Source organism: Paenibacillus campinasensis (genome assembly GCF_002272015.1).
In the GTDB taxonomy this organism is placed as follows: domain Bacteria; phylum Bacillota; class Bacilli; order Paenibacillales; family Paenibacillaceae; genus Paenibacillus_AQ; species Paenibacillus_AQ campinasensis.
In genome coordinates, this window is record NZ_NPBY01000079.1 from 1 (window position 1) to 25,560 (window position 25,560).

General features: G+C 51.1%; 44 protein-coding genes. 41 read left to right on the plus strand and 3 right to left on the minus strand.

The genetic code is table 11. From position 1 onward, the window contains the following. The 14 genes from CHH67_RS22305 to CHH67_RS22370 form a co-directional block, all read left to right on the plus strand. A partial coding sequence (locus CHH67_RS22305) for a phage tail tape measure protein (protein ID WP_095267575.1) occupies positions 1-1,247 on the plus strand: 1,247 nt, incomplete at its 5' end. A 12-nt stretch (positions 1,248-1,259) separates the two neighbouring features. After that, positions 1,260-1,931, plus strand: coding sequence for a LysM peptidoglycan-binding domain-containing protein (locus CHH67_RS22310; RefSeq protein WP_095267576.1), 672 nt, complete (start codon positions 1,260-1,262; stop codon positions 1,929-1,931). Then, entirely contained in the window at positions 1,931-3,046 is a 1,116-nt protein-coding gene (locus tag CHH67_RS22315) for an XkdQ/YqbQ family protein (RefSeq protein WP_179292196.1), read from the plus strand. Before CHH67_RS22310 ends, CHH67_RS22315 begins: the two co-directional genes overlap by 1 nt. 14 nt (positions 3,047-3,060) lie before the next feature. Then, positions 3,061-3,435 carry a DUF2577 domain-containing protein gene (locus CHH67_RS22320; RefSeq protein WP_095267577.1) on the plus strand — a complete coding sequence of 125 codons (375 nt, stop codon included), beginning with the start codon at positions 3,061-3,063 and terminating at the stop codon, positions 3,433-3,435. Between the two features lies 1 nt (position 3,436). Continuing rightward, the gene (locus tag CHH67_RS22325; protein ID WP_095267578.1) at positions 3,437-3,850 is read left to right on the plus strand and encodes a DUF2634 domain-containing protein; all 414 of its coding nucleotides are present in this window, start codon (positions 3,437-3,439) and stop codon (positions 3,848-3,850) included. Then, positions 3,850-4,932, plus strand: coding sequence for a baseplate J/gp47 family protein (locus CHH67_RS22330; RefSeq protein WP_095267579.1), 1,083 nt, complete (start codon positions 3,850-3,852; stop codon positions 4,930-4,932). Before CHH67_RS22325 ends, CHH67_RS22330 begins: the two co-directional genes overlap by 1 nt. After that, the gene (locus CHH67_RS22335) at positions 4,929-5,492 is read left to right on the plus strand and encodes a putative phage tail protein (RefSeq protein WP_095267580.1); all 564 of its coding nucleotides are present in this window, start codon (positions 4,929-4,931) and stop codon (positions 5,490-5,492) included. The genes CHH67_RS22330 and CHH67_RS22335 overlap by 4 nt, the downstream gene beginning before the upstream one ends. A 3-nt stretch (positions 5,493-5,495) precedes the next feature. Continuing rightward, the gene (locus tag CHH67_RS26595; protein ID WP_218832076.1) at positions 5,496-6,596 is read left to right on the plus strand and encodes a pyocin knob domain-containing protein; all 1,101 of its coding nucleotides are present in this window, start codon (positions 5,496-5,498) and stop codon (positions 6,594-6,596) included. 12 nt (positions 6,597-6,608) lie between these two features. Continuing rightward, entirely contained in the window at positions 6,609-7,010 is a 402-nt protein-coding gene (locus CHH67_RS22345; protein WP_095267581.1) for a hypothetical protein, read from the plus strand. Beyond that, entirely contained in the window at positions 7,010-7,249 is a 240-nt protein-coding gene (locus CHH67_RS22350) for a hypothetical protein (RefSeq protein ID WP_095267582.1), read from the plus strand. The genes CHH67_RS22345 and CHH67_RS22350 overlap by 1 nt, the downstream gene beginning before the upstream one ends. Next, positions 7,236-7,433: a BhlA/UviB family holin-like peptide gene (locus CHH67_RS22355; RefSeq protein ID WP_095267654.1), complete on the plus strand. Its 198-nt coding sequence runs from the start codon at positions 7,236-7,238 to the stop codon at positions 7,431-7,433. Before CHH67_RS22350 ends, CHH67_RS22355 begins: the two co-directional genes overlap by 14 nt. A 4-nt stretch (positions 7,434-7,437) precedes the next feature. Then, entirely contained in the window at positions 7,438-8,127 is a 690-nt protein-coding gene (locus CHH67_RS22360) for an N-acetylmuramoyl-L-alanine amidase (protein WP_179292197.1), read from the plus strand. A 1-nt stretch (position 8,128) separates the two neighbouring features. Then, on the plus strand, positions 8,129-8,344 hold the full coding sequence (locus CHH67_RS22365; protein WP_095267583.1) for a phage holin family protein: 216 nt from the start codon (positions 8,129-8,131) through the stop codon (positions 8,342-8,344). 103 nt (positions 8,345-8,447) lie between these two features. Next, positions 8,448-8,936, plus strand: a complete 489-nt coding sequence (locus CHH67_RS22370; RefSeq protein WP_179292198.1) for a DUF4352 domain-containing protein — start codon at positions 8,448-8,450, stop codon at positions 8,934-8,936. 14 nt (positions 8,937-8,950) lie between these two features. On the opposite strand, the gene CHH67_RS22375 is transcribed toward CHH67_RS22370, so the two are convergent. Then, the gene (locus CHH67_RS22375; protein ID WP_095267585.1) at positions 8,951-9,334 is read right to left on the minus strand and encodes a YhjD family protein; all 384 of its coding nucleotides are present in this window, start codon (positions 9,332-9,334) and stop codon (positions 8,951-8,953) included. 420 nt (positions 9,335-9,754) lie between these two features. Between CHH67_RS22375 and CHH67_RS22380 the strand changes: the two genes are divergently transcribed. From CHH67_RS22380 to CHH67_RS22455, 17 genes are all read left to right on the plus strand, one after another. After that, positions 9,755-10,669, plus strand: a complete 915-nt coding sequence (locus CHH67_RS22380) for a helix-turn-helix domain-containing protein (RefSeq protein ID WP_095267586.1) — start codon at positions 9,755-9,757, stop codon at positions 10,667-10,669. 93 nt (positions 10,670-10,762) lie between these two features. Continuing rightward, positions 10,763-11,542, plus strand: a complete 780-nt coding sequence (locus CHH67_RS22385; protein WP_095267587.1) for a ParA family protein — start codon at positions 10,763-10,765, stop codon at positions 11,540-11,542. After that, entirely contained in the window at positions 11,529-11,879 is a 351-nt protein-coding gene (locus CHH67_RS22390; RefSeq protein WP_095267588.1) for a hypothetical protein, read from the plus strand. The genes CHH67_RS22385 and CHH67_RS22390 overlap by 14 nt, the downstream gene beginning before the upstream one ends. 236 nt (positions 11,880-12,115) lie before the next feature. Beyond that, positions 12,116-12,973, plus strand: a complete 858-nt coding sequence (locus CHH67_RS26920) for a DUF3102 domain-containing protein (RefSeq protein ID WP_244908301.1) — start codon at positions 12,116-12,118, stop codon at positions 12,971-12,973. A 21-nt stretch (positions 12,974-12,994) separates the two neighbouring features. Then, positions 12,995-13,525, plus strand: a complete 531-nt coding sequence (locus tag CHH67_RS22400) for a hypothetical protein (protein ID WP_095267589.1) — start codon at positions 12,995-12,997, stop codon at positions 13,523-13,525. A 592-nt stretch (positions 13,526-14,117) separates the two neighbouring features. Continuing rightward, complete coding sequence (locus tag CHH67_RS22405) at positions 14,118-14,558, plus strand: hypothetical protein (protein ID WP_095267590.1); 441 nt, start codon at positions 14,118-14,120, stop codon at positions 14,556-14,558. Further along, positions 14,555-14,929, plus strand: a complete 375-nt coding sequence (locus CHH67_RS22410; RefSeq protein WP_095267591.1) for a hypothetical protein — start codon at positions 14,555-14,557, stop codon at positions 14,927-14,929. Before CHH67_RS22405 ends, CHH67_RS22410 begins: the two co-directional genes overlap by 4 nt. Further along, on the plus strand, positions 14,929-15,318 hold the full coding sequence (locus tag CHH67_RS22415; protein ID WP_095267592.1) for a hypothetical protein: 390 nt from the start codon (positions 14,929-14,931) through the stop codon (positions 15,316-15,318). The genes CHH67_RS22410 and CHH67_RS22415 overlap by 1 nt, the downstream gene beginning before the upstream one ends. 66 nt (positions 15,319-15,384) lie before the next feature. Next, positions 15,385-16,011, plus strand: a complete 627-nt coding sequence (locus CHH67_RS22420) for a GIY-YIG nuclease family protein (protein ID WP_095267593.1) — start codon at positions 15,385-15,387, stop codon at positions 16,009-16,011. Positions 16,012-16,061: 50 nt separating this feature from the next. After that, positions 16,062-16,379 (plus strand): hypothetical protein, encoded by a 318-nt coding sequence (locus tag CHH67_RS22425; protein ID WP_095267594.1) that lies wholly within the window; start codon positions 16,062-16,064, stop codon positions 16,377-16,379. Then, positions 16,376-16,684, plus strand: a complete 309-nt coding sequence (locus CHH67_RS22430; RefSeq protein ID WP_095267595.1) for a hypothetical protein — start codon at positions 16,376-16,378, stop codon at positions 16,682-16,684. The genes CHH67_RS22425 and CHH67_RS22430 overlap by 4 nt, the downstream gene beginning before the upstream one ends. A gap of 173 nt (positions 16,685-16,857) precedes the next feature. Beyond that, a complete protein-coding gene (locus CHH67_RS26600) occupies positions 16,858-17,025 on the plus strand; it encodes a hypothetical protein (protein WP_218832077.1) in 168 nt (55 codons plus the stop codon). Further along, positions 16,989-17,222 (plus strand): hypothetical protein, encoded by a 234-nt coding sequence (locus CHH67_RS26605; protein WP_218832078.1) that lies wholly within the window; start codon positions 16,989-16,991, stop codon positions 17,220-17,222. The genes CHH67_RS26600 and CHH67_RS26605 overlap by 37 nt, the downstream gene beginning before the upstream one ends. Before the next feature lie 23 nt (positions 17,223-17,245). After that, a complete protein-coding gene (locus CHH67_RS27125; protein ID WP_280523064.1) occupies positions 17,246-17,380 on the plus strand; it encodes a hypothetical protein in 135 nt (44 codons plus the stop codon). Positions 17,381-17,385: 5 nt separating this feature from the next. Continuing rightward, positions 17,386-17,784 (plus strand): hypothetical protein, encoded by a 399-nt coding sequence (locus CHH67_RS22445; RefSeq protein WP_095267598.1) that lies wholly within the window; start codon positions 17,386-17,388, stop codon positions 17,782-17,784. Beyond that, on the plus strand, positions 17,777-18,205 hold the full coding sequence (locus CHH67_RS22450) for a hypothetical protein (RefSeq protein ID WP_095267599.1): 429 nt from the start codon (positions 17,777-17,779) through the stop codon (positions 18,203-18,205). Before CHH67_RS22445 ends, CHH67_RS22450 begins: the two co-directional genes overlap by 8 nt. After that, complete coding sequence (locus tag CHH67_RS22455; protein ID WP_095267600.1) at positions 18,168-18,575, plus strand: hypothetical protein; 408 nt, start codon at positions 18,168-18,170, stop codon at positions 18,573-18,575. The genes CHH67_RS22450 and CHH67_RS22455 overlap by 38 nt, the downstream gene beginning before the upstream one ends. A 172-nt stretch (positions 18,576-18,747) precedes the next feature. Here the strand turns inward: CHH67_RS22455 and CHH67_RS22460 are convergent, their stop codons facing one another. Next, positions 18,748-18,963: a helix-turn-helix domain-containing protein gene (locus CHH67_RS22460; protein ID WP_095267601.1), complete on the minus strand. Its 216-nt coding sequence runs from the start codon at positions 18,961-18,963 to the stop codon at positions 18,748-18,750. Positions 18,964-19,269: 306 nt separating this feature from the next. Between CHH67_RS22460 and CHH67_RS27130 the strand changes: the two genes are divergently transcribed. The 7 genes from CHH67_RS27130 to CHH67_RS22480 all read left to right on the plus strand — a co-directional run bounded on the left by CHH67_RS27130 (position 19,270) and on the right by CHH67_RS22480 (position 23,299). Beyond that, positions 19,270-19,404: a hypothetical protein gene (locus tag CHH67_RS27130; RefSeq protein ID WP_280523065.1), complete on the plus strand. Its 135-nt coding sequence runs from the start codon at positions 19,270-19,272 to the stop codon at positions 19,402-19,404. After that, positions 19,401-19,547 (plus strand): hypothetical protein, encoded by a 147-nt coding sequence (locus CHH67_RS26335; RefSeq protein WP_179292199.1) that lies wholly within the window; start codon positions 19,401-19,403, stop codon positions 19,545-19,547. The genes CHH67_RS27130 and CHH67_RS26335 overlap by 4 nt, the downstream gene beginning before the upstream one ends. Continuing rightward, positions 19,534-20,025 (plus strand): YopX family protein, encoded by a 492-nt coding sequence (locus CHH67_RS22465; protein WP_095267602.1) that lies wholly within the window; start codon positions 19,534-19,536, stop codon positions 20,023-20,025. Before CHH67_RS26335 ends, CHH67_RS22465 begins: the two co-directional genes overlap by 14 nt. Positions 20,026-20,099: 74 nt before the next feature. Continuing rightward, a complete protein-coding gene (locus CHH67_RS22470; RefSeq protein WP_095267655.1) occupies positions 20,100-20,786 on the plus strand; it encodes an ATP-binding protein in 687 nt (228 codons plus the stop codon). A gap of 3 nt (positions 20,787-20,789) precedes the next feature. Then, a complete protein-coding gene (locus CHH67_RS22475; protein WP_095267603.1) occupies positions 20,790-22,124 on the plus strand; it encodes an AAA family ATPase in 1,335 nt (444 codons plus the stop codon). Positions 22,125-22,173: 49 nt separating this feature from the next. Beyond that, entirely contained in the window at positions 22,174-22,335 is a 162-nt protein-coding gene (locus CHH67_RS26340) for a hypothetical protein (protein ID WP_179292200.1), read from the plus strand. Beyond that, positions 22,325-23,299 (plus strand): toprim domain-containing protein, encoded by a 975-nt coding sequence (locus tag CHH67_RS22480; RefSeq protein WP_179292201.1) that lies wholly within the window; start codon positions 22,325-22,327, stop codon positions 23,297-23,299. Before CHH67_RS26340 ends, CHH67_RS22480 begins: the two co-directional genes overlap by 11 nt. Positions 23,300-23,365: 66 nt before the next feature. Here the strand turns inward: CHH67_RS22480 and CHH67_RS27240 are convergent, their stop codons facing one another. Then, positions 23,366-23,635: a helix-turn-helix domain-containing protein gene (locus CHH67_RS27240; RefSeq protein WP_095267605.1), complete on the minus strand. Its 270-nt coding sequence runs from the start codon at positions 23,633-23,635 to the stop codon at positions 23,366-23,368. A 75-nt stretch (positions 23,636-23,710) separates the two neighbouring features. Between CHH67_RS27240 and CHH67_RS22490 the strand changes: the two genes are divergently transcribed. The 3 genes from CHH67_RS22490 (at position 23,711) to CHH67_RS22495 (ending at position 25,257) form a co-directional block, all read left to right on the plus strand. Next, complete coding sequence (locus CHH67_RS22490; protein ID WP_095267606.1) at positions 23,711-24,373, plus strand: sigma-70 RNA polymerase sigma factor region 4 domain-containing protein; 663 nt, start codon at positions 23,711-23,713, stop codon at positions 24,371-24,373. Positions 24,374-24,562: 189 nt separating this feature from the next. Beyond that, on the plus strand, positions 24,563-24,736 hold the full coding sequence (locus tag CHH67_RS26345) for a hypothetical protein (RefSeq protein WP_179292202.1): 174 nt from the start codon (positions 24,563-24,565) through the stop codon (positions 24,734-24,736). Then, complete coding sequence (locus tag CHH67_RS22495; RefSeq protein WP_095267607.1) at positions 24,733-25,257, plus strand: hypothetical protein; 525 nt, start codon at positions 24,733-24,735, stop codon at positions 25,255-25,257. Before CHH67_RS26345 ends, CHH67_RS22495 begins: the two co-directional genes overlap by 4 nt. The last annotated feature ends 303 nt before the right edge of the window (positions 25,258-25,560 follow it).

Below are 25,560 nucleotides of genomic sequence, written 5' to 3' on the forward strand. Positions count from 1 at the left end.
CTAACCGCGGACTCAAGGGATCGGACGCGGGTACGTCGTTGAAAACGATGCTCCAAACGCTACAACCGGTAACCGAAGACCAAATCGCACTATTCGAAGCGTTAGGACTCGTAACAGCGGACGGATCTAACCAATTCTTCGATGCAGCCGGTAACATCAAGTCGCTGAACGAAATCGCCGGCACACTGCGCAAGTCCATGTCGAAGTTGACGAACCAAGAGCGGCAACATGCGTTAAAGCTGATGTTCGGTACGGACGCAGTGCGGGCGGCTACGATCTTGTACAAGGAAGGCGCAGAGGGAGTTGAGAAGTTCCGCGATGAAATGTCGAAAGTTACGGCGCTCGATGTCGCGCGTAAGAAGATGGATAACGCGGCCGGTGCGGTTGAACAGTTCCGAGGCGCAGTTGAGACGATGCAAATCGCAGGCATGACGCCACTCCTTCCGATAGTCAAAGAGATGGCAAACGGTGCGGCCGATCTGATCGACCAGTACGGACCTCAAATCGTGAAGGGCATCGAGAACATGGTCGCCAAGGCCAGAAAGTACCTCGAGGACAACTTTACGAAGAATCCTGAATTTCAAAAGCTGCCGGATCTCGAAAGCAAAGTCAAATGGATTTTTGACACGCTTATGGGCGATTTCCGAGCGTGGTGGGACGCAAGCGGTGCCGCTAAATTCCGCACGATCGTAGCGGAAGTAACCGAGTTCCTAGCGTCTGCACTTAAGGAAGCCGTACCTGCTATCGTTGCCGTCGGACTTGAAATCGGTAAGGGTTTGGTTGACGGTATCATCTCCGCAATCAAAAACGACCCGGTCGCAAGCGCGGTATTCTACGGCGGGGCAGGCGGCGTTGTCGGCGGTGTTCCCGGCGCTGTAATCGGCGCAGGCGTCGGCGCATCTAACGCGGTTGTTGAGCAGGGCATGGACAAACTGGGCGGTAAGGTTAAGAATTGGACGTCCGAAGGCGGATGGCTCGATACTGCTGCGGATTTCTTCTTCGGTGAAGACGATCCGAAGCCGCATGCGGGAGGTCTCCGCAATGTTCCGTACAACAATTATCCGGCGCGACTCCACGCAGGCGAGGCGGTTCTTACACGCGAAGAGGCGAAGAGATGGCGCGGCGAAGGCGGAGCAATTGGCGGTGGGTCCGGCGGCGTAGTCATCACGGGCAATACGTTTTATGTGCGCGAGGAAGCGGATATCGAAAAGATTGCGCGACAACTTGCGTACGAGATGTCGCAATAAGGAGGCGAATACATGGCGCGAGGAAAGCCGCAATTTTGGCTTAAATTTAATAACGGCGAAGAGGTACTATGGTTTCCGGTTAATCCGCCGACTATTTCCGCAGTCTCTTTGCATGGATTCGAAGACATCGACGTCTCCAATATCGGCGAGTACACCATTATCGGTAACGGCCGCCTAAAGGAGTTTTCGATGTCTTCGTTCTTTCCGCGTGATTATAACGCCTCCTATTGTCAGCATCCGAGGCTAAAGGATCCGTGGGAATACGTAAAGATGATTGAACGATGGCAACGGTCGGGCAAGCCGGTCCGGTACATCGTGACCAATACGCCGATCAATACGGCCGTAACGATTCGTAATTTCGAGTACGAGGAGCGCGGCGGCGAGCCTGGCGATATTTACTTTACGCTTGATCTTAAAGAGTACGTCTTTTTGAAAGTCGATAAAAAGGGCGCCGGCAGCACGAAGGCAAACGGAACGCCGAAGTTAACGACGGCCGCCCAACGTCCAAACACGCGCCAGGTTCCGTCGTCTTATACGGTAAAATCCGGCGACTCTCTGTTCAAAATTAGCGCGACCGTCTACGGCAACGGAAACAATTGGCGCAAGATATACGACGTGAATAAAAAGACGATCGGCGCTAATCCGAACGTACTCAAGCCGGGACAAAAGCTGGTGATACCATAATGGCGACGGCAATACGCGTTTTGTACGACGGTAAATACTACCTCGATCCACTTGTTAAAACCGTTAAATGGACCGGAGACGTTGCGAAGCCGCACCGCACGCTGCAGATATCGCTATCCAATACGCGAGACGGCGAAGAGCAGGCGGTAGAAATCGAAGTCGGCAAGGAGATCCGTTTCTATGCGAACGGGGAAGGTCTATTCCGCGGAATCATATTCGATTACACCGTTAACGACCGCGGCGACGCATCGCTTACGGCGCACGATGAGAACGTCTATCTCACGAAAAACGTTGATACGCGCAAGTTCGTCAATATGACCGCGCAGGCCATCGTAAAGGAAATCGGCAAGGCGTTCGATATTCCGGTCGGTGATGTGGCGGCGACGGGATTCGTCATTCCAAAGCTGATCCTGCGCAATATGACGCTTTGGGATATGATCGTTACCGCGTTGACGGAGACGCGCAAACAGAACGGCCGGAAGTTCTTTTTATATGCGCGCGAGGGCAAGATGAATCTGCGCGAGAAAAAGGACGCCGTCGTCCGTTGGATGCTTGAGGATGGCGTAAATATCACGATGGCCAGTCGGACGCGTTCGATTGAAGATATGCGTACTTCCGTTAAAGTCATCGGGGGCGACGATAAGAAGCCGATTACGGTACTCGAAACGAACGCAACGATGGCGAAGACTTACGGAACGATGCAGCACCTCGAAACCGCGAGTTCGGACCTCAAGAAATCCGCGTTAGAGCAGCTCGCAAAGCAACGCCTAAAGGACCTCGCGAAAGTGACGGAGGACGTATCGGTTGAGGCAATCGGCAACACGGAAGTTATCGCTGGTACCGCCGTTTATGCTTTCGAATCGATGACGGACCTGGTTGGCGGCTTTTATGTTAACGCGGACACTCATACGTTCCAGAACGGCGTCCATCTGATGGAGGTAACGTTGTCTAAAACGGATGATCTGCCGAAATTGGAGTACGAAGAAGATCCGGTCAAGAAGGCGGCGGCCAAGAAGAAGAAAAAGAAAGCTGCAGCCAAGACGACCAAGTCGGAAAAGAAACCGAAGAAGAAAAGCGCAACAGACTTATTCATCGAATCAATCAGCAACCGATAAGGAGGCGCGAAACCTTGACGCAATTAATCGAAGGCAGCGGAATAAGCCAGTTTAAGGCGCTGATAAAGGACATCGGCTACAACAAAGACGTCGATATCGAGTTCGCCACCGTTACGGCCGCGCCTCCTGATCTGCGTATTAAGATCGATAACATGCCGGTCGAACTCGACGCGGACGACGTTGTTATTTGCGAACACTTGACGGAGCATAAGCGCAAAGCCACGATAAGCGGCGGCACCGTTAAAATCGACGGCCAATCCGTAACATTTGCGGCCGAAGACGTGGAGGTAACGCTTAAGCCGGCGCTCGAGGTCGGCGACCGCGTTATCGTCGCATCGAACGAAACCGCGCAAGTGTACGTGATTCTCGACCGGATAGGAGGCGTGTAGTATGGCGCTGAGTCCTCTACAGCCAATTGTTCCCGAGGTAGAAATCGATGAAACGCCCGATGAGCAGCCGCTCAAAACGTACGGCCTTGATTTCGAAAACGGAGTTATCGGCGGCACAATCAACGGAACCGAAGCGATAAAGCAGTTCATCGTTAAGGCGATACGAACGGCGCGCTACCGGTTCGCTATTTACGATGACGATTACGGTTGTGAACTCGACGACTTGATCGGCTCCGACGTATCGCTCGAACTATTAGAAACGGAAATACCGCGAGTTATCGAGGAGGCGCTAATCTACGATGACCGCGTTGATGACGTATATGATTTCACATTGACACGCGAAGGCGACCGCCTGGACGTGTCTTTTTTCGTGGAGATTAACGATGACATTATTCCGATGGAGGTGACGATTTAATGGCGTTTGAGGACCAGACAGCGGCGGTCATATTAGAGCGCATGCTCGACGCGTCGCCTCCGGACATCGACAAGCGGCAAGGCTCCGTCACATACGACCTAACGGCGCCGGCAGCTATCGAAATCGAGCGCGCATATGTCGAGTTAGACGTTGTGCTTGCGGCCGGCTTTGCGGACACGACTTCCGGTCAGTGGCTCGATATGCGCGCCAAGGAATACGGACTAACGCGTAAGCCTGCGGTCAAGTCGATCGGCTTGCTAACGTTCAGCGGCGAGGACGGCACGGTTATTCCGGCCGGAACAGTCACGTCAACAGGCGGCGAGAATCCGGTCTATTTCGTGACCAAGGCGCCAGGCACAATCGCAGGCGGCAGCGTTACGGTTGCGGCAGAAGCGCAAGAAGGTGGCGCGAATGGAAACGTAATGGCCGGCGAAATCGATACGCTGCTCGGCGACTTGGCCGGCGTTGTGACCGTTACGAATGCGGACTTTTTCGAAGGCGGCGTCGATGCGGAATCGGATGCGTCATTACTTGCTCGATACTTCGAACGGGCAAGACGTCCGGCAACGTCAGGCAACGCGAATCAATACCGCCAATGGGCGCTTGAAGTTCCGGGCGTGAGTGACGCGAAGGTCTATCCGATATGGAGCGGACCGGGAACGGTTAAGGTCGTTCTCCTGGACGATGACAAGACCGCGCCGGATTCAACGATTATTGAGGCGGTTCAGAATTACATCGATCCAACGAAGGACGGAACGGGCCAGGGCGTCGCTCCTGTTGGCGCGATTTGTACGGTTGCCGGCGCGGTAGAAGTGCCGATCAACATTTCCGTTAAGGTTACGCTCGCATCCGGCGCGACTGTCGACGAAGTCAAAGCGCAGATTGAAGCCGGCGTGAAGGCGTATTTGGAATCGCTGGCTTTCGTGGATCCGTTGGTACGGGTGACGCGGATTGCTAACGCGATTCTCGACATACCGAACGTAATTGACTACGAGAACCTCCTCGTTAATGGTGCGTACGCGAACGTTCAAATCGCAGACGGCGAGGTGGCCGTATTAGGTGACGTGGTGGTGACGACATGACCGACGTAGATAAGCGAATGCGCGATTATGTGCCGAAGTATTACATCGAAATGCCGGTCGCTACGAATATTCTCGACCGCGAGGCCGAAGAAATCGAACGACTTTACGCGAGCATTGACGACGTGCTGGCGCAATTCTTTATCGAGACGGCAACGTGGGGGCTTGCGCATTGGGAGCGCATTTTCGGACTGCCGACGGACACGACGAAAACATACGCTCAGCGGCGCGAGATCCTGCTCGGTCGACTTCGCGGCATCGGTACAGTAACCGCGGAATTAATCGATAACGTCGCGACCGCCTATGCGGACGGTGACGTAGACGTAAGCCTGGACGCGCCGAACTACACGGTCATAATCACGTTTGTTAGTACGATGGGCGTGCCGGATCAGATCGACGAGCTTAAGGCGGCCGTACGCGACATTACTCCGGCTCACCTTGCGATTGAATACGTATTCCGTTTTTATACGTATGCGGAATTGGCGTCAGGCGGGCGGACATATGGCGAAGTAGCGGCGACGGGTAAAACTTACGGAGAAATTTATAATCGGGGGTTGACGTAATATATGGCGCAAACACCTAATTTAGGGCTGCCGCTAATTGACGAGAACATGACGGCTGATGTGCCGCGTGACATGAACGCGCTCGCGAATGCGGTGGATACGGCGGTTAAAGACGCGGTTGACGGCGTAACGGTGCCGGACGCTTCGACTACGCAGAAGGGCGTTGTGCAGCTTAACGATACCGTGACGAGTACGAATAAAACGCAGGCAGGAACGGCGGACGCGGTCCGGAGGGCTTACGATCGAGGAACCGAAGGCGTGAACGCTGCAGCTGCGGCACAAGCGAAGGCTGATGCGGCAGAGACCCCGGCAGGGGCGCAAGCGAAAGCTAACGCTGCAGAGACGAATGCGAAGAATTACGTAGACGGGAAGACCTGGCAAAAACAAAGGTTGACAACTGATTCAGGTGCAAGTCTGATTTTAGCTGCTGGAACAAATCTCAACAATATTCGAACAACTGGATTTTATGATGGGACTGGATTAATTAATGCACCCGGAAACGGATGGTATTATATCGAAGTACAATCCCACTCATCAAATCCTGGTGCCTGGACTATTCAGAAAGCACATGATTTTAACAATAACACCTATTACCAGCGCACTTGCACAAACGGCACATGGAGTGCTTGGCAGGAGCTTTTTCAATCTGTCGCTAACGGGAAAAATGCGGTCGCTTCCGCCATTAGCGGCAAGGGAGTTCCAGCGTCAGGGAGCGACGACTTTGCAGTATTAGCGAATAAGATTTCGCAGATTAAGACGGGAATACAGGTGGCGACGGGAACAGTTCCAAACACCGTCGGTCCAAGGACCATTTCGAATCTGCCGTTCAAACCGCAAATTTTAATGGTGTACGGAAGAGCGCAAACTTTAACCAGTAGTAACGGATATCGGGCTGAGGCGTACGGGTACGTTATCGCTTACAATACCAACGGAACTACAAATATCGGAAGTAATTTAAGTGCCTTTTTGTACGGATACGGGTTTGAGCAAGAACGCAACATACAAACTCTAACCAATGTCGTATTTGGAACAAATTCCGTGAGTTTTGATGGCGTTAACGGGACCGGAGGCACTACGACATCTTATATCGTATTCGGCGTCTAAGGAGGCGAAAATATGAAAGTAATTGAACCACTAGGCAGACGTTTCTTTTGGGTTAAATCAACCGGAAACATAGTCGCACAACGTGGAGAAATGGCGGCGGGCATCGAATCCACCAAAGAGGAAGACTTCGCGGTCTACGTGGAACTGAAACCGTACGATCCGGACGCAATCGAAATGACCACGTTTGAACCCGGACAATATTCGGAAGAGTTCGCAACCGCGTCCAGTTGGCGATTTAATCCGGACACGGGCGAAATTGAGTTCGCATATCCAGATCCGAACGCGCCAACTGATCCGCCCGTCTACCAGTCGCCACTCACGCAACAAGTCGCGGAACTCAAATCGGAAACGGCCGCACTTAATCTCGCTATCATCGACGTATGGGAAACACTTGCCGCAGGAGGTGGCGCATAATGGCGATAATCAACTCGCTAAAAATCGCATACGCAACGGCAATCTACCGCCACGGAACGAAGACATTTCCGGAAATCTTCGCTAATTACGTTGAGCCGGTCAAGGAATACGCGGCCGTTGAGTACGATAATATTACGCTCGATCGCGCGCTCGCATCCGGATGGATTACGCAGGAGGAATATGACGCGACGGTGGCGTTAAAGGAGGCTGCCGCTATTGGCGGAGATGGATCTAGTTAAATATTTCGTTACACAGGGGCCATTCGCGGTTGGATTCGTATGGCTCCTTATTTACGTTATGAAGACGAATAAGGAACGCGAGGGCCGGCTGCAGGACTTGCTCGATAAATTCAGCGAAAAGTATGACGTAATCATAACGGAGCTGCGCGATATGAAAGAGCGGCTTCCTCGCGAAAAGGAGTGACGGTATGAACTACCGTAAGGATCATATTCCGAAGTCCACGCCGTGTAAGAGGCGGCCGGGCTACGCGATGAGCGCGACGACCATTACGATCCACAATACGGGTAACGAAAAAAGCACCGCGGCGAACGAACGCGCTTGGCTGACGAACCCATCGAACACGCGCCAGGCATCGTTTCACATTGTCGTAGACGAGCGCGAAGCTATCGAGTGTATTCCGTTAAACGAAAACGCATGGCACGCCGGCGACGGTAGCGCCGTTACTTCCGGAAATCGGACATCGATCGGCGTAGAGATATGCGAAAGCGGCAACTATGCGAAGACGCTCGATAACGCGGTGACTTTGGTTGCGCAAATGTTGAAGGAGCGCGGATGGGGCGTTGATCGATTGCGCCGGCATTGGGATTGGTCCGGAAAGATATGTCCACGACTGATGTATAACGACGGTACATGGTCCGGCTGGTATGCGTTTAAGGCCGCCGTACAAGGCCGACTGAAAGAATTGAATACGGAGGTTAGCGATATGCCAATCGCAAAAGCTAACGTTAAGGTTAACAATAAGGATATTAAAAACGGTGTGATTATCGACGGGGCAGTTTACGTACCTCTGCGCAGTGTAGGCGAGGCGTTGGACGCGACGATTACGTGGGATAACAAGGCGAAATTGGCGACGATCACTACGAAGGAGCGTGCGTAATATGAACGGTAAAATCGATTGGAAACGGAAATTGTCTTCGCGGAAGTTTTGGGCGCTGCTGGCCGCGTTTGCGACTAGCGTATTGGCCGCGTCCGGTGCCGGCGAAAACGTAACGCTGCAGGTGACGGGCGTGATCGGTGCGGTCGGCGCTTGCGTTGCGTACATTCTGGCGGAGGGATATGCGGACGGAGTAGACAGCGAAAATAAAGACGAATAAAATTGCGCCCACTGGCGGAGTCGATACGTATACAATCGTAGACACTTCGCCAGTGGGCGCTTTTCTCGTTTTATGGTATTATCTGGACTAAGGGGGTATTCACTTGAAGTTACAACTGACCAAGGGCAATATAATCGGCGCAATTGTAATCGTTTTAGTATTAATCCCGGTTGTGGCGTGGATTTTATCGATAGATATCGCGAACGAGCCGCCGCAGCCCACAAAGACTTACGGAATCGGCGACGAACTGATCGACGGGCCATTCGGCTACACGATAACGGACGCAACGCGCAAAGGCGATACCGTTACGCTCCACCTTCGCGTTAAGAATCACGGAAACCAGGCGGAGACACTGTACGCCGGCACCGTCCGTCTGCGCGACGCAAAAGGTAAACTATACGAATACGACTCCGATCGCATTTCGAAAGGAACGCTAAATCCCGGCATGGAATCCGAAGGGAAAGTAACGTTCAAGGTTCCAGAGGACGCGTACGGACTGGAAGCCGCCGTTAATTCGAACGCAATCCGGGCGGCCGTCGATAAGTCATTCGGAAATGAAGCGAAATATCAAACGATTGAAATCGGACTATAAACGCAGGGCCGCCGCTATTCTGGCGGTCTTTCTACGTTCTCTCCTCGCAAGTAAGCGCGCATCAGCTCGCCGCCCTCCGCCGCCATGTAAGCGTCAAGCAGACTAAACTTACCGGTATATCCGCGACAGACAAACTTCGATTCAATCCGCGTATCCGTCTTATCGATCGTGTGTACCTTAATCCCACGCTCTCGGAGCTCCCGTTTAACGTCGCGTATGTCAGCGCCGACTCGCCGCATTGCCGCCTCAATCATAGCTACGTACGGTCCAGGCGTTTTAAACGCGCCAGAACCTTCGATAATTCCTTTATCGCGCTCAAACGCCGTCAATATGAGCGGCAGCATGACGTACCTTTTAACGACTGCGTGGTCGGTTGAGTGTACAAAAGGTGGGTACAAAACCACCAACCTCCTATTATGAATTTCTCACTATATGAATATTTCACAATAGCAAAATCATTAATATCGTTCAAAGAGTCAATCTTTTCCTTGTTTTATCAACATGTGGATAACAATTTCAAAAATACCTGTGGGCAACTTTTTCCGGCTATGTTATACTAGGTTACAAGATTAAGAGATTTCGACAATAAAACAAAGAAGCCCTCACTATCCAAAAAGATCACAACCCAATACCGATAAGTGATTCACCGACCAAAGTTTATCACTTAAAGGTTCCCAAAAGGGATTGAGACCCGCGTAGTAAGGACTTCCGTAAATCTTTAGTTATGGGACAAGTATATCACATAACAAGTGGAAACGGAAGACTTAAACACGCTCAATTTTTGGATTTGTAGGGAAACCAAAGGAGAGCGTTTTTCTATGTTTAAGTTTAAGTCTAAATCTGCATATTGGGAAAAATTTTCCGCATATCAATCGTTTACAAACGTGGACGAATTAAACGCCACGATCGCCATGTTTACGGCCACTTACGAGCTCACATCCGCAGCCGAGGCCGTCCTCAATACGATAAAGCTCCACGCCAAACGTTTTATAGGCGTATGCTGGCTTTATCGCGAAGAAATCGCACGTAAGGCCGGCGTATCCCTTTCGTCGGTGAATCGCGCAATCAAAGCGCTGAAAGAGACCGGCATCCTCACCGTACACCATACGATCCATACGAAACGCGGCGGCCAAACGCATAGTGTGTACGTCATTAATCGCGATTTTGTCGGCGCAGAAATGGCCGCGCTGCCGTCTCGTGAATCGGTGAAATCAACGTCGATGGAATCGGCGCATGAACCTGCGAATGAAACACCGTCAGCGACCGAAAAAGAGGCCGAGAAGCCGCGCCGGACAAGCGTTTCCGCCGATCGCCGCCAAGTACATACGGATTTACATACAAACTCCAATACAAACATAAAACCGAATAAAGATACTACATGCAATAAAGTTAAATCTTCTAATTCGATAAATATCGATAATAACGAATCAGACGCGGAGGAAATTTTAAAGTCAGTACCAGACGAATTTGTCGCGCTCATGAAGCCGTATTATGACGGATCCCCGCACGTCATCGCTGCGCGCTGGAAGACGGCCTGCGTTGCAATTAAGAAAAACTGCTTTAGTCTTGCTAACACATCCTGGGATACGATCGGTCAGGCTTGGCGCGATGTTGTGCGTCAGTACAAGCGTCGGAAAATCCGCAATGCAACAGACGACGGCATTGGCGGCTACTTCTACAGCGTTTTAAGCGATTACTTACTGGACGAGTATTTGCGTAAAGCGTTGAGTTAGTGATGATGTTAGTGTTAATGTTAGCATTGACACTTTGTTAATCCTTGCGCTATGATTCAGTTAATACTAACCATAGGGATGTGGTAAACGCATATGACAGCGAAAATATTATCGTTTGGCATACAAAAAGGCGGCAGCTCAAAGACGACCACAAGCGGCATCGTTGCGTACTTGTTGTCGCAGAACCACCGCGTATTGGCCGTTGACATGGATTCGCAGGGAAATTTAACGGAGCTGTTGACGAAGCGTGATGTCGTTGAGTTCCGCGGAAACACGATACTTGAGGCGATGAAGGAGCAAAACGCAACCGACTTCGTACATACGGTTTCGGACAATCTGCATCTGATCGCGGCCGAGGACTTGCTGGCGACTTTCTCGCGCTGGCTTTATAGCGATTTCCACGCGACACATGCATTAGACCGTTCGCTGATCCTGGCGAATACGCTCGCACCGGTACGCGATAACTACGATTACATAATCATCGATACGCCGCCGGCGCTCGGCGACCAGACGATGGTCGCTCTCGCCGCCTCCGATTATGTCATCGCAATGTTCGAAGCGAGTAAGTTCTGCTATTCTGCGCTGAGCCGGTTCCTCGAAACGTGTTGGCACGTCAAGGAGCGCGTGTCTCCGAACATGGCCGTCGCGGGTATTCTACGTGGATTGATTGACGCGCGTAGATCCGATAATAAATACTTGATAGGCATGGTTCAGGACACATATGGCGAGATGTGCTTTAATACTGTCTTGTCACGGAACGCTGCAGCCGGCCGTCTTGCAATGACTGGGCTGTTTGATAATAGCGAAATTAACCAGGCCGTCGCGCAGTATCGATTATTTGTTGAGGAGTTGATGGGACGTGTCCAAGATTGATTATAATAAACTAATGAAAAAGCCAGAAACTGATGTCGACAACACGGTTGTATATGACAACTTTCTACCGACCGGCGAAGGCGTCAATAAAGATAATACTAACGTTAATGTTAGCACAAACGAAAACGACAGTGTCAACGTTAATATCACGGCTGTTCCTATCGCTAAGCCTAAACGCGGCATTCGCGAAACGCATACGACAAAGGCGTTCTATATCCGAAATGATATCGCGGAGTTAATTAACGAAGACATCCGGAAAAGTAAGCGCGGCGCAATGACCGAAATTGCCAACGCACTATTTGAACAATATTACCGCAGCCAAGGCCGGTTGAAATAACGCTTCATATAAACGCCCATCTCTTCGGAGGTGGGCGTTATTTTTTTTTTGCGTGAAGTGTCCGGTCTGGCCGATCGCGGTGTCATAACGCATGAAGGCGGAAAATTTTACGGACTTCTGTACGGTTTCCGTTCCGCGACTGTCTAAGTATGTGAGCGGAAAATTTTGCGCCAGGGTGTACGGTTTCCGATCGGCATCCGTCTAAGTCGGTAGGAGAGCGAAAGGAGGCGATAACATTGAGCGAAGTAGTTACGCAGGATACGCGATTGTCAGCGGATCTCCCAACGATAACGGCGGAGATCAACGCATACAAGCGAGTAGCAGGCGAAGCGATATTCGAAATTGGCCGGCGTTTGAAACACGTTAAGGAGAACGATCTGGCGCACGGTCAGTGGATGCGATGGTTATCGGAAATCGAGATCGACCACAGCACCGCGCAAAAGTTTATAAGAGCGTTCGAGCAGTTCGGAAACTTGGCGACGTCTCCAACTATTCCGATCGGTAAAATATTCGAAATGCTATCACTCCCGTCCGACATCGACCGCAGTGACTTCGTTTCTAAGCCGCATACAATCCCGTCAACTGGCGCCGAGAAGACCGTCGATGAGATGACCGTTCGGGAGCTGCGCGAGGTTAAGGCAGCGTTGAAGGCGGAAAGGGAGGCGCGTGAGAAGGCGGAAAAGCGAGCCGAACAAGCGCGCGGCGATTACGAAACCGTACGTATAGCACTCGAAAGGCAGCCGCCGCGTGTTGAAGTTCGAACCGAGTATGTCGAGGTTCTAGACGAATCTGCAGCGGATCGATTGCGTCGATATGAGGAGAAATTCGGAGACATCGAAATCTACGAGGAAGGCGTTGCTCGTATCGACGGAATCTCCGACATATCCGCGTCATTGCAGACGTTTAGCTACGAAGCACGGGCGCTAATGAAGAAATACGGATTCCTGGCGCAGTTTAGCGGAGAGCTAAAGCGAATGCATGGCGCAGTTATCGAGGACTATGACGCGGCGATTGACGCAATGTATGAATTTTCGAGAACGATGCGTGATGTTATCGACAGTGCAAAAACCGGCGCAAGAGTTATTAATATCTAAATTTAAAGGAGGAAATTAAAAATGAGTAGTGTTGTTAGCTTTTTAAAAGGCCAGGCAGGTCTGTCAGACGAGGCAATGGGCGCAATCCAAGGCATTGTGGCAGCGTCCGCAATGTCTATTCGAGAAGAAGTCAGGCCAATGCGGGAATTAATGGCGGGGCTTATGGTTCAGAACGAAAAATTGACAAAAGCACTTGAGACGATCAGCGCAAGTGTATCTCAGTTGAAGACTAACGATCTCCCGCAGTTGAAGCCCCTTCCTGTAGCTAAAGGGGTTAGAGGACTCGATTTTGAGAAGAAGGCGTCGGAGATTATCTCAATGCTATATGAAAAGATGGCGGACCCGCATCCAGCGCGTTTGAGACCGTTCTATACGGACTTAGAGGCGGACACAGGCGTTTATATCACGTCCAAACATAGAGAACGTACGTCCGAGATTAAACGCGGAGATGAGGGCAAATATCCATACCGAAAGATGGACACTGCGTTAATGTATCTCGATCCTGACTTCGTTTTTCAATACGCTAAGTCGTATAAGTTCTCGATAAAATAACGCGTTCGAGCGAAACAGGCAATCGCTTGAACGACGCATCATAACGGAGGATCTGCGCCAACAGGTCATACCGTTCAAATGCACGGAATGATACCGTATTTGCACTATTCTACACTAACGAAAAGTAACCGAAGAGATTACGTCATTTCCGCCATCATCACGTGGGACATTTTCGGTCCCTTCGCTTTACCGTAAAATTACCGTCGATTTAGCCGCTGTCATATCCGGATGGCATAAACGGACCCGATCGCAGGTAAAACGGCTAAATCCACGGTGAAGATCGGCAATAACGTAGATGATGGCGGCGGGGAATCGGTGGCGCGACGGAAATCGGCCGGATCAGGCTATTGTCTTTTCTCTTCAAAGAGCATACGCGCCGATAATTCTATATCCGAATGGGATCGCTTGTTATCCCGTTCGGTACGAAGTTATGAACGTAGTGAATAACTGAGTAAAGATCTTTTAAAGATTCTAAGATCTTAAGTTCTTTAAAAGATTTGACAAAATATCACGACTTTATACGTTTGTCAAGAATAAATTTTCAATGCACCGAAAAGTTTGCACTAAACTACATAAACGGAGGGGATTGCGAATGGAACTCGGTAATTGGGCGTTTGGTAACTCGCGCGGTGAATGCGAAGTACCTCGCGAATGGCAAGACGATTTCTGCGGACATTTACGCGCTATGGGGTTTAGTGGATACGGTTATCCCGTCGAATGGGTCGATAACGGTGCGTGGGCGCCGCATATTTCGGACCATCTGGACGTTTACTGCCGCAAAATCACCGGAAATGAGGGGGGCACTCACCTCAAGTATGAAACGGACGTCTTCGTTATCATGCCGTACTATTGGGGCGATGACGACGATATTGCCGCGCTGCCAAACTTCGTATACAAACCGACCGGCTTTACGTTGAGCTGGTACAAATACGCTCTCCGCGATTCTTATATGAGCCACGATATCACATACGCGGAACTCGACGCCATGCTCCGCCATTGTGCGGAATCTATTCGAAAGGAGACGATAATATGAACGATAATCAAATCGCGGTCACGCTGCCCACTATTCCGAAGGAGGTTGCGGATGCGATCGAAACTGCGCGCAAGCAAGGCGCCTGCAACGGAACGATAATCGACGTACGAAACGACGATTTTACACTCGCGGGAGTAAGCGGCGCAGTATTGCGTCTGATCTCGCTTGACACACTCCTATCCGCGCTAATCAACGGCTATGCTGTCGAGAAGTCCGCGGAGGAACTGGAACGCGAGGCACACGCTGCGATCCGCGAAATGTATCGTTATCACACTACGGGCGTGACCGATGAGGAAGATGATGCGTACGCCGACGGAGTTCTCGATACGCTCAACACGCTCGGCATCAAAATCGAAGGAGTGAACGCCTAATGACGAAGTTAAACGCATCCATCACGCAAAACTATCGGCTGACAACGGACGCGACCGATCGTTCCGACGCATCGCAATTCGTTCTATTGCGCCGCCACATCGTCGACCCTACGAAAGCGCCCGGCTACAAGCCGCCTGCAGACGGATCAGCGCCGGCTCTCCGTGAGGAATGGCGCGAGTTCAAATACTATTCGCTCAATAGCGACGGTCTCAAGGCGGCAGTACAGGCGGCTATCCTGCGCGATACGGACGTTAGTCGCGCCGAGACATTGGCGGAGGCACTCGCAATCTATGCGGAAGCGACGGAGCAATTGGTGTTCGCGATTAGTGTCGCGTTGACACCGAATTTTAGCGACGATTTAGACGCGCTGGACGGCCGGAAGGGTTAACGGAAGGGTACGGAGGAAAGGCGCTGAAATGGCGCTTAAAATTAGCGAGAAGGGGAGTGATTAACTGTGGGGTTACCTGGAGTCCCGGAAAATTCACTACACTACACGGTCGATGAGCTGGACAATGTACCTAACGTCTCTGGCCTATATGTAATCCTGACTCAAGAAGACGACGTTCTTTATGTTGGCCGCGCAACCAAGTTACAAAGCAGACTAAAACAGCACCTGGTGTACACAGGTCGCCAAAGGTTTGCAGTAGCTGCGTACAAGGTTATCGTGATTAAAATGCCTATTAAAGACTACATTTCACAAGAATATCTATTGATTGACTCGCTCAAGCCTATATTTAACGAAGCAAGTACGGATTATCAGAGTTTTTATTCTAGGATTCACTCTGAATCGTTTAAGGAATCCGATATTACCGATCTGATACAAGAATGGAGAATGATTCACCCATCTAAGCCCTCAGATCACCAACCTAATGGGAGCAGAACAAGTAAAGCGAGAAAAGGAGTGAATGATTTGAATAAACTGGCCGCAGTTGAAGTAATGGAAATCCTAACGCCCAGCCAAAGAAAGGTGGTTGCCCTTAAACAAGCGATTAAATGCGTGCAGGGCTTGTTAAGCGAGGAAGAATCATCTCTCATAGTTCGCGAACTTGATACCCTGATAATAGAAGTACCGACCGTGTGATTCCGCGCGGCTTCCGTATAGATATATAAGAGCGAAGGAGTGAACGGTAAATGGACGTTTTGAATACGACAGGCGGCGGATTTAGTGTAGTGGCAATTATTGGCGCAGTTATATTCTTAGGACTCGTTATTTTGTCGGGTTGGGGCCTGACGGATTCCATAAGGGACCGCGAACGGATCAGCACGATAGTATTCGCGTTCGGAGTCGTCTGGTTCACGATATTATTCCTCGGATCGGTAATGACTCGCGACCCAATCCGCCACGAAGTCACGCTCCGCCCAGGCCACGTTATCGACGCGACAAAGTACGAAATCGTTGAGCAGCGCGGGCAAATATACGTTATTGAGGAACGGGAGGCGGCGGAATGAGCGAGGCGAAACATTGCGGAGGATGCGGCGAAATGAAGCCGGAAGCCGAGTTTAAAACGTCAGCAATGGGCGATTATGTCTGCGCAGAGTGCCAGAAATATGACGCAATTTCGGCCGAATTTAGCGAACTTGAGAACGAAGAGGCGCGCTTGACTGACGAAATCATGGAGTTGAAATCGAGTCTAGAAAGCGCAAAGGAACTCGTAGCCAGACGGCAGGCCGCGTTAGATGAGGCGCTACAAAGAGCGCGTGAACATGGCGTTAAGATGACGCAATTCAAATGGGAACGGGAGGCGGGCGAATAATGGGCGTAAAATTATCGAAGTTTCCGGTGACGGCGCCTAGCGGACGGCAGTACGAAGTCACTATCAAACGTAGTTACGCTGGTCTCGTCGACTTATACAGACTGAACTTTCGTGTCTATCGGCATGAATTGCGCAGAAAACTATTCGGCGGTACTCGCCTAGCTTGCGTATTAGTGCAGGAGAAATCGTACTGGGAAACGACCGTTGAAGACGTATTTCCAATCGTTCAGAAATTAATCCGCGATGTCGAAGCGCAGGTAACTCGTAAGGAAACACGCGAGGCTTCATACGTAGCGTTCGACGCATGGGACGGCAAGATTACGGAGGTGTCTGCGGAATGAACTGGTTTGTATTCGCGGAAGTAATCGTTTGGGCCGTTACGGTCTTGGCCGCTATTATTGCTTGGGCCGCGTTCATGGCGCTAGCGGACGAAGTGTCGATGTATCGGTCGGAGCGAAATATGTGGATAACGTTCGCTGTCTGTCTCGCAATTGCAGTAATCGGCGTAGCAACTTTGGCGGGAATGTACGCCGCATAAAACGTAAAGGAGGAATCGAATATATGAACGCACTTACAACGGAACAACAACGGCAGGAAGCCGCAGCGATCGCGCAGGAAATCGAGCGCCAGTTGGATGCCGAGTTTGAGCTGCGGACGGTTGACGGTATTTTAAGACACTACGGGCGGAAAGGATGAGCGGAATGACAACGGAAAATAAGCGTGACCTTGCGGCAGACCTGGCGATATGCGAGGCGGCGACAGACGGGCCTTGGGAATGGCTGGCGGATATAGTAGACAACGATACTCTACGCGGTGATGGAGGATACGTTTGTCACTTCGGATCAGAATATCGCGGATTAGCAGGCGAGGAACCCTACGAAGATGATAAGCGATTCATCGCAGAAGCGCGCGAAGGCTGGCCGGAAGCTATACGGAGGGCAATGGCGGCCGAGGAACAAGTCGGAGCGCTCATCGAATTATTACGCGAGGCAATCGACATGATTACGCCGAACGAGACGGATTATAAATGCGATTATAGGCGCCGGTATGTGCGCCATCAGATCGGTAAAATTGTTCCGGAGGTGGGTGAGGATGAGTAATATGTGCGTATGTCATATCGAAGGTGAATGGTGCTTCTATTGCGCTATGTACAGTCCGCTAGAGGACAAGTATCGCGAGGCACAGACGGAAATCGAACGGTTGCGGGCGTTCATCCAACACGAATCGGAGGGCGCAATTGACGACGTCCAGGAACTCGAAAGGCTGCGGCTGGATCGCGACTACTGGCGCGGAGAGGCGAAGGATGCGAATTTACTTAACGCTGAACTCGAAGGGGAATGCGTCGGCCATATGGAGCAAAACCGGAAGCTCGGCGGAATACTTGCGAACCTACTCGGACTGATTAGCGCGGGATACCTGACGATAACGGAAGCACCGTCCGCCGTTGAATACGTAATTAACGACGCAAAGGAGGCACTAAGTAATGGCGAAAAGTCCACGCAAGAAAATAACGGCCGATGAGCGCAAGGACTGGCGCAACCTGCCGCTCGAGCATTGGAATACGGCGACTGTGCACGCAATGGTAATCGAATTAAACGCGGAGAAGTTTGCGGTCGAGAAATACGTGCCGAGATCGTGGACGTACGAACAAGGCGTAATCAAGCGGAATCTTAAGCAGTACGGCGCGGAGGCTGTACGCGAAACGATCGAGCGCGCCTTCGCGGAGTATCGGCCGAGCGCTGACTATCCGCAATTAACGGCCGGCTTTCTGCTGACGTATATGTTGCCGCGCATAATGCCGCGCGTGCTGGCCGAATTGGAGACGCGAAAAAGACGCCAGGCTGCGGAGAGCCAGGCGCCGGATATCGACGAGGTTATTTCGTGGCTATGACGCGGATAGTGAAATATCTATACGTCAGATGTGATTGCGGACCGCACCTCGCTAATCTCAATGCTCCCGATTGGAATCGCGACAAATGCGACATCTATGCGTGCAATAGTTGCGATCGTCCGCTAGTATGTCGCGGGGATGACGGCCGGTTCTACTACGTCGGCAGCCGAGCTTAACTGGCCGGATCCTCAACGAACTCGACAACGTCTTCAATGCGGCAGTCCAGGTATTCGCAGATACGGGCGATAACCTGCAGAGCGACGAACTCGCCGTTATTCATCTTCGTATATGTACTCGGAGCGATACCAGTAGCTTCGCGAAGCTCGGACGCCGTGATATCTCGATCTAGTAAGGTACGTTTAAGCGGCTTAAAACTAGGTCGTAGCATATTCTCACCTCGTTTTTATTTTATCATTAGTCGAACACAACAACAATTGACGATATTTCAAAATAAACTATTGACTTCTCGGTAGTCATAGCGTATTCTCTATGGTGTAAACCACACAAAGGCCGCTCGCGCCATCCCTCGCATCACATACGGACACTCCCCGACCGTCCGTCCACGTTTCAAAACCTCCGCTCATACGATCACGGATTCCGGCGTACCTCTTGCGCAGATCCGGCGATAGCTTTGCCGTCCTCTAATTGCGGCAAGGCAGCGCGAGGTTATTTTCGCGTTAAAGGAGACGACGTAATGAAAACGTTAATTGACCGAATTGACTTCGCGGAGAAAAAGGCGGCGACGCCTACGCGCAACAAGTACCGGCAGAGGCGGTTATCTGCGTATATGACCGCAATAATACGAATGGTAAAGGTGGAACGGAAATGAAAGTCGTAGATTTCATCGAATGCCCGCCGCGCATCTTCTTATTCCTGGCGGATATGTCACGCAACAACAAACGATTACGTCGCGTATGGATACGCAATTATCTACGCGTCACGAACGGAGGGAACGGATATGCGAGAGATTAAATTCCGCGGAAAGCGCGTAGATAACGGCGAATGGGTGTACGGAAATCTGATCGGAACTGACGCCATAGTCGGAGAAATTGTTGACTTTACGGACGAATACTTCAATACAGAATTTTGGTACAGAGTGGATCCCAAAACAGTAGGTCAATACACCGGATTGAAAGATCGCAATAGTATGGAAATTTATGAGGGAGATATTGTACACATAATCGATAATGGATTCGCGGACAAAAACGACATCCAAGACTTCGAAGAGTGGCTAAAAGATGAAGATGTCATTTCTCACGAGATTGACGACGAAGGTTGGATTACGTACAAATACTCACGAACTAAGGACGTAGTTGTCATGGATAGGTTTCCTGTCTATTGGCTTAAGGACGAGACGTTCGGATATGAGGGCGAGGATTTAATATACCCTTCTGATTGCGAAGTCATCGGAAACATTCACGAAGACACAGGCCAGGAGGAGGAGGAATAGTATTGGCTAAACACAGCGCTAGTTGTATCTTAAGCGGACCCTGTACGCTCGCCGACACGGACAAATGTAACCGGATGTGTCCGTCGTATATCGCGCTACACGGCTACACGGGCGACGGCGGCCGTATTGGTGCGGCGGGCTTGCCGGCTGACTACCGCCATCTGACCGTCGCCAACTCGCCAGCTCGCGAAGGGCAGGCGAAGATATACCGGGCGATCGATGCGTATGTCGCGACGTTCAAACGCCAATTTGACGAGGACTACCGCATTAAGTCGCTGTACCTTTATAGTGAAGAGCCGGGAACGGGCAAAACGACGACGGCGGCCGCGCTCCTCAACGAATACCTGACCGCGCACTATATCGGAAGCCTGCAGCGCGGAACAACGCCGCTTGAGCGTCCAGGTTATTACTGGGACATTAACGAATGGCAGCGTGACTATAACAGGTTCACACGTCCGATGGTTCCGAGAGAAAAGGCAGAACCGGCCGCATCTCGTTACTATCGCGCGATGGAAATTGCGGAAGCCGTTCCGTTCCTAATTGCGGATGATATCGGAGTGCGTGACGCAACTGAGGCTTTCCGTGCGGATCTCCACTCCGTTATTAACAAGCGCGTGGCTAACGGCCTGCCGACGGTCTACACATCGAATATTCCAATGGCTGAGACACTGCAATTGTTTGACGCTAGGATTGCGGACCGGATCCGCGACATGTGCCAGGAGCTGCCGTTCGAAGGCAAATCGAAAAGGGGGCGAAGATAACGGATGAATTGCGAACTGTTCGTATCGAAAGTGATCGACGAGAATAACGTGGCCGCGTTCACGCAGTACGGAATCGGTCCGGAGAGTTTCTTCACGCCGCTTGAGAGTAGCGTTGTTAAATTCGTGCTGGATTACGCGAAAGAGAACGGAGGTAACGCGCCAAGCTACGCAACAATTGTCAGTCATTTTCCTGATTTCGTGTACGTTCCAGGCGTTAATGACTCATACGAGTACCTCGCGCGAAAAATTAAGGATTACGAAGGAAAGCAGAGATTGGCGGAGTTAATAAACGAAGAGTTCCCGTCTCTGTACCGTTCTTCCGACACAGAATCGGTAATTTCTGCCTTGCAGGAGAGGCTCGAATCTATTAAAATGGGAACATCCGTTCGTGATAAAATAGGGCGCGATTTGACAGATATTAAAACATCGCTACTATCCGAGTACCGAAAGCGCGAAGAAGGACGCTCTTTCAAACGTTACGACACGCCCTTTCCGTCTCTTACAAAGGAGATCGGTGGATTCTTTACCGGAGATGTATACGGCGTTATGGCCGAGTCAGGGCGAGGAAAGACGTATCTTCTTATTCGCATTGTCGATAGCCTTCTGCGTCAAGCTGCGCGCGTTCTCGTAAAGTCATACGAGGTTAAGGAGTATGTGTGGGTGGCGCGACTTGTATCGGTAATCACCGCGATCGACGAGACGTTCACGGACAATTTAGGCCGGAAGCTTGGCATTCCCAACCGCGACATTCTTTCGGGCAAGCTTGAAGATATTGTGCGCGACCGTTTCTTTGAGGTGGTTGAGCAACTAGACTCGTATTATCCGGGACAGTTGTATTTTCAAGGAAAGAGCGACAAGGGATTGACACGAACACTTGACGATCTGGATGCGGAACTAAGTCGTGTTAAAGTTGACGCAGTAGTCCTCGACCCATTCTACGGATTAGCAGACGTTTACGGCAGGAACGCAAATAATACGGCAGGCGGGGCGGCCGAACACGCGGCTACTCGATTCGAAAACATCATAGGTGACCACGATGTTATCGGATTTTATACCGTGCAGGCGACGGTCGAAAGGAAGCAGTCTGGTGACGATGGGGTTCGAGAACTACATCTACCTACGCGCGACCAAGTAATGACGACAAAGCGTCTGTTAGCAATCGCAACTGTACTTTTCTCGTTTGATAGCGTTGAGAAAGAAGGAATTGCGCGAATTGGCTGCGAGAAGGGGCGGAACGGAGGCGAGGATTTCGTACTAGATTTAATCGCGTTATTCGACTACGGTGTCTTATGCGAGTTCCCAACCGGTCAGGATGCCGCAAGTCAATTTTCATTCTAGCGTGTGATTTTGCGGACGACTTGTATAGATATATAAGGGAGGCGAAAACATGACGATCGAATCCGTCGCTAATGCCGTGAAAGAATTGGCCGGACTTTTTAATTGTTCACACGAGGACGCTTGGAAGAAGTATATGCACCCGGCAATTACAGATGGTTTTGCTTATGCGGATGTGGCGCGATACATCGACGGTGATACGTATGACGCTTAACATCGACGTACGCGCCGAACTCGAACAATTCGAATGGGAGCGCGCCACCTGGACGCATGACCGCCTAATCGCCGTATCGCCGTTTCGCTACGATCGCACCCCGTCATTCTACGTCTACACGGCGGACACGGCCGACGCAAAGGCCGGCTATTGGGGCGATCCAGGCGCAAGGGATCCGGAATGGCAACGCGGCGGCATCGTTAAACTGCTCGCCTTCTTGCGCAACGAGACGACGGCTGAAACGCTTGAGTACTTGCGATATAAGTACAGCTCGCCGGAAACAAGTTCCGACTCACTTCCGCAACTTAAGCCGCTGAAACTCACGCAGGAGCGCCGCATTTACCGGCCGCTAGATATGCGCATCCTCGACCGCTATAAATGGCGCCATCCGTATCTAGGCCAGCGCGGCATTAGCGAGCCGGTCCAGCGGCTCATGCGTATCGGATACGACCGCGAGAGGAAGGCGATAGTCATTCCGTGGTTCAACGCAAACGGCAGCCTCGGAGCGATTAAGTACCGCCGCGTCGATACGAAGGTCTTCTGGTACGAAAAGGGCGGACGGCCAATCCGCGAAATGTTGTACGGCATCGACGTTGTATATGCGAGGCGGCTGCGTAGAGTAGCGCTAGTGGAGGCGGAGGTTGACGCTATGACGCTCATGTCGGCGGGCGTACCCGCGATTGCGACCGGTGGCGCTACGTCCTGGAACGCCGGCAAGCGCGATATGATCGTGAGGTCACCGATTGAGGACGTCGTCATATTCCGCGACAACGACGAGGCGGGGCGTGCGTGGCGAAATCGTATCGCGAGTGATCTGCGCGGCCTAGTCCGATTGGAGTGCGCATTAACACCGCGTTATGTGAAAGACGTAAATGATTTCGCGCAATCAATGGGACTATCGGCGGTAAATTCTGGTTACAAAAACGCAAGATATATCGACAATATATCCAAGCGTGTTATATAATGGAAGGCGTGTACACAATCGGGGGCAGGCAAGCCGCGCAGGAACCAAAAGTTCCCACGTCTTGCGCTACCGCCATTTCCAGATATAAAGATCGATCGGGCTGCACTCGAGCGCGTTTGATATAGCAAGGGCTATCCGTAGTGGCATATTTTTAGTTCGAATGGTGTCGTACGAAGATAGCGTCGATTTGCTGATACCTATGCGTCGTGCGAGTTCACCAAGCGACCAGCCTTTTCGTGAGCAGGATCGGATATACGGCAGCGCACGGCAACTGGTACCATATGCGCTCCTCCAAGATGCAAAGTGTGTCCGAAAATATTTTAGCATATTTTTCATGTAAAAGTGTACGGTTTAAGATTGGCGTCCGTCTAAGTAAGTGTAAGGCGAAAACAAAGCTAAGAGGTGAAGATTTTGGGAACTGAAAAATTGAATAAAGCATTCCAAGCATACAGGTTGAACCCTGACGGCGATTCGTTCAACGACCTGTACACACTTGCCAGAGAGACATTCCTCGCACCAAATCGAGGTAAATTGGCAGTGATGGGGCATAGGGACGTCAACGATGCCGACGCGATCTTCGACGATGTGTTCCTGAGAATATCAGGAGACGTTGACATCAGGGACTTTGCACACACAATGCGAACCAGTCTCCGAAATGCGAGAATCGACCTAATTCGGTCCGAATCGAGTCGGAGAAAATGGATTGACCGCTACCTGGATGACGATTCCGACAAAGACGAAAGCGCGCCAACGCTTCAACTGAGGTCGGAAGAAAACGTGGAATGTGAAGCTATTTTTAGTGAAAAAAAGAAGAGAACCAACCAGCGCCAGCTGATTGATTCCCTTCTCGAATCGGCCAAGATTCTGTTAGACCCTACGATGATTGCAGTCATCGAAAGGATTAAGCGTGGAGAGACTCCGAATGCGATCGCCAAATCGCTCGGCCTCCAACGTAACACCGTAGACCGTAAGCTGCGTCGACTTGCTCGAGGCTATGACCGAAATATCCACGGTGATATCACCGATTATATGCCGGATAGTGTTCGAATAAGACGCGAGTTTTTAACGGCCTAATAATACCCGTAGTTGGTTTGGCACTCAGGCAAAGCGTCAAACCTTCTACAACAGTATTACCATTTTATTATAACATGAAACATGTTGTTTACTACGTTCTGTAATAAATTGTAATTCAAACATTTTCACAATTGGAATTATACCGCACTTTCTCTAGGCTTGTCAACTAATTGAGAGGGGTTCTTAATCATGTCTCGAATTATTCTACGTACTGCTAACGCAAAGGTTTCGCTAAATAAAAGAAATTATCCGAAAAATGCACGCATTGTTGACGCAATCTACAACGGAGGCGTCGAAGAGCACGAAGATATCGCGGATTATTTCGCGTCGGACATCCCGCTTAAAGGGGTGCGCGTCGGATGAAGATATCCGTAACTCAACACGCGATCGATGCCGCCATCAGCCGTTTCCGCGTAGATAGGCGCATTGCGGAGGAATGGATTCGGTCAGGCTTTCGCCAGGCTCGATTCGTCGCGGACATTATATCGGAAGAAGGAAACCCGTGTCGCCTGTTCGCGGGTAAACACGTCACGTTCATTCTTGACGCTAGAGAGGATCGCGTCGTAACGATCTATCCTAGCGAAGTCCGGGCGCTGAGTGTTCGCGAAAAAGTTGAATCGATAATTAACCGAGAGCTGCGCAAGATTGAGCGAAAAGAATCCGCAACCGTCAAGCGTAACCATCTCTCTCGCCTCGAACTCAACGTGGAACGCGCCGCCTGTCTCCTTCGCGCTGAGAAATCGCGTAGTCAGTCCGTTAAACTGGCGATGCAGGCACGTATTGCCGCCATTGACGAATACTTGACGCAATTAAACGAAGATATCGAGAAAATACGCCATGAAAAACGGAAGATCGCGAAGGCGGTTGCGGCGTATGTCGTATGAATAAAGCCGATGTTCCTGCGTCGGCTACGCGGTAATAACGAGGGCGGAAAGGTTCCCGCCAGGCTGCGACACCACGCGCAGTTAACACAGATGTGAGACACGCCGACTCACCGTTATTGCCGCGTCACGGGCGCAGGAAAGTCGTGCCCAAGCGGAAGGAGCCGCGCACCACCGGACATAACCCTCCGGACGCGTAGAGAGGATGGCCGCGGTTGATCCGCCGTCACCTTGCCGAAGCGTAAGACGCAAATCTGCGGAGTGCACACGCAGACGAGCGCAATCCTTCCGCAAAACTAAATAAAC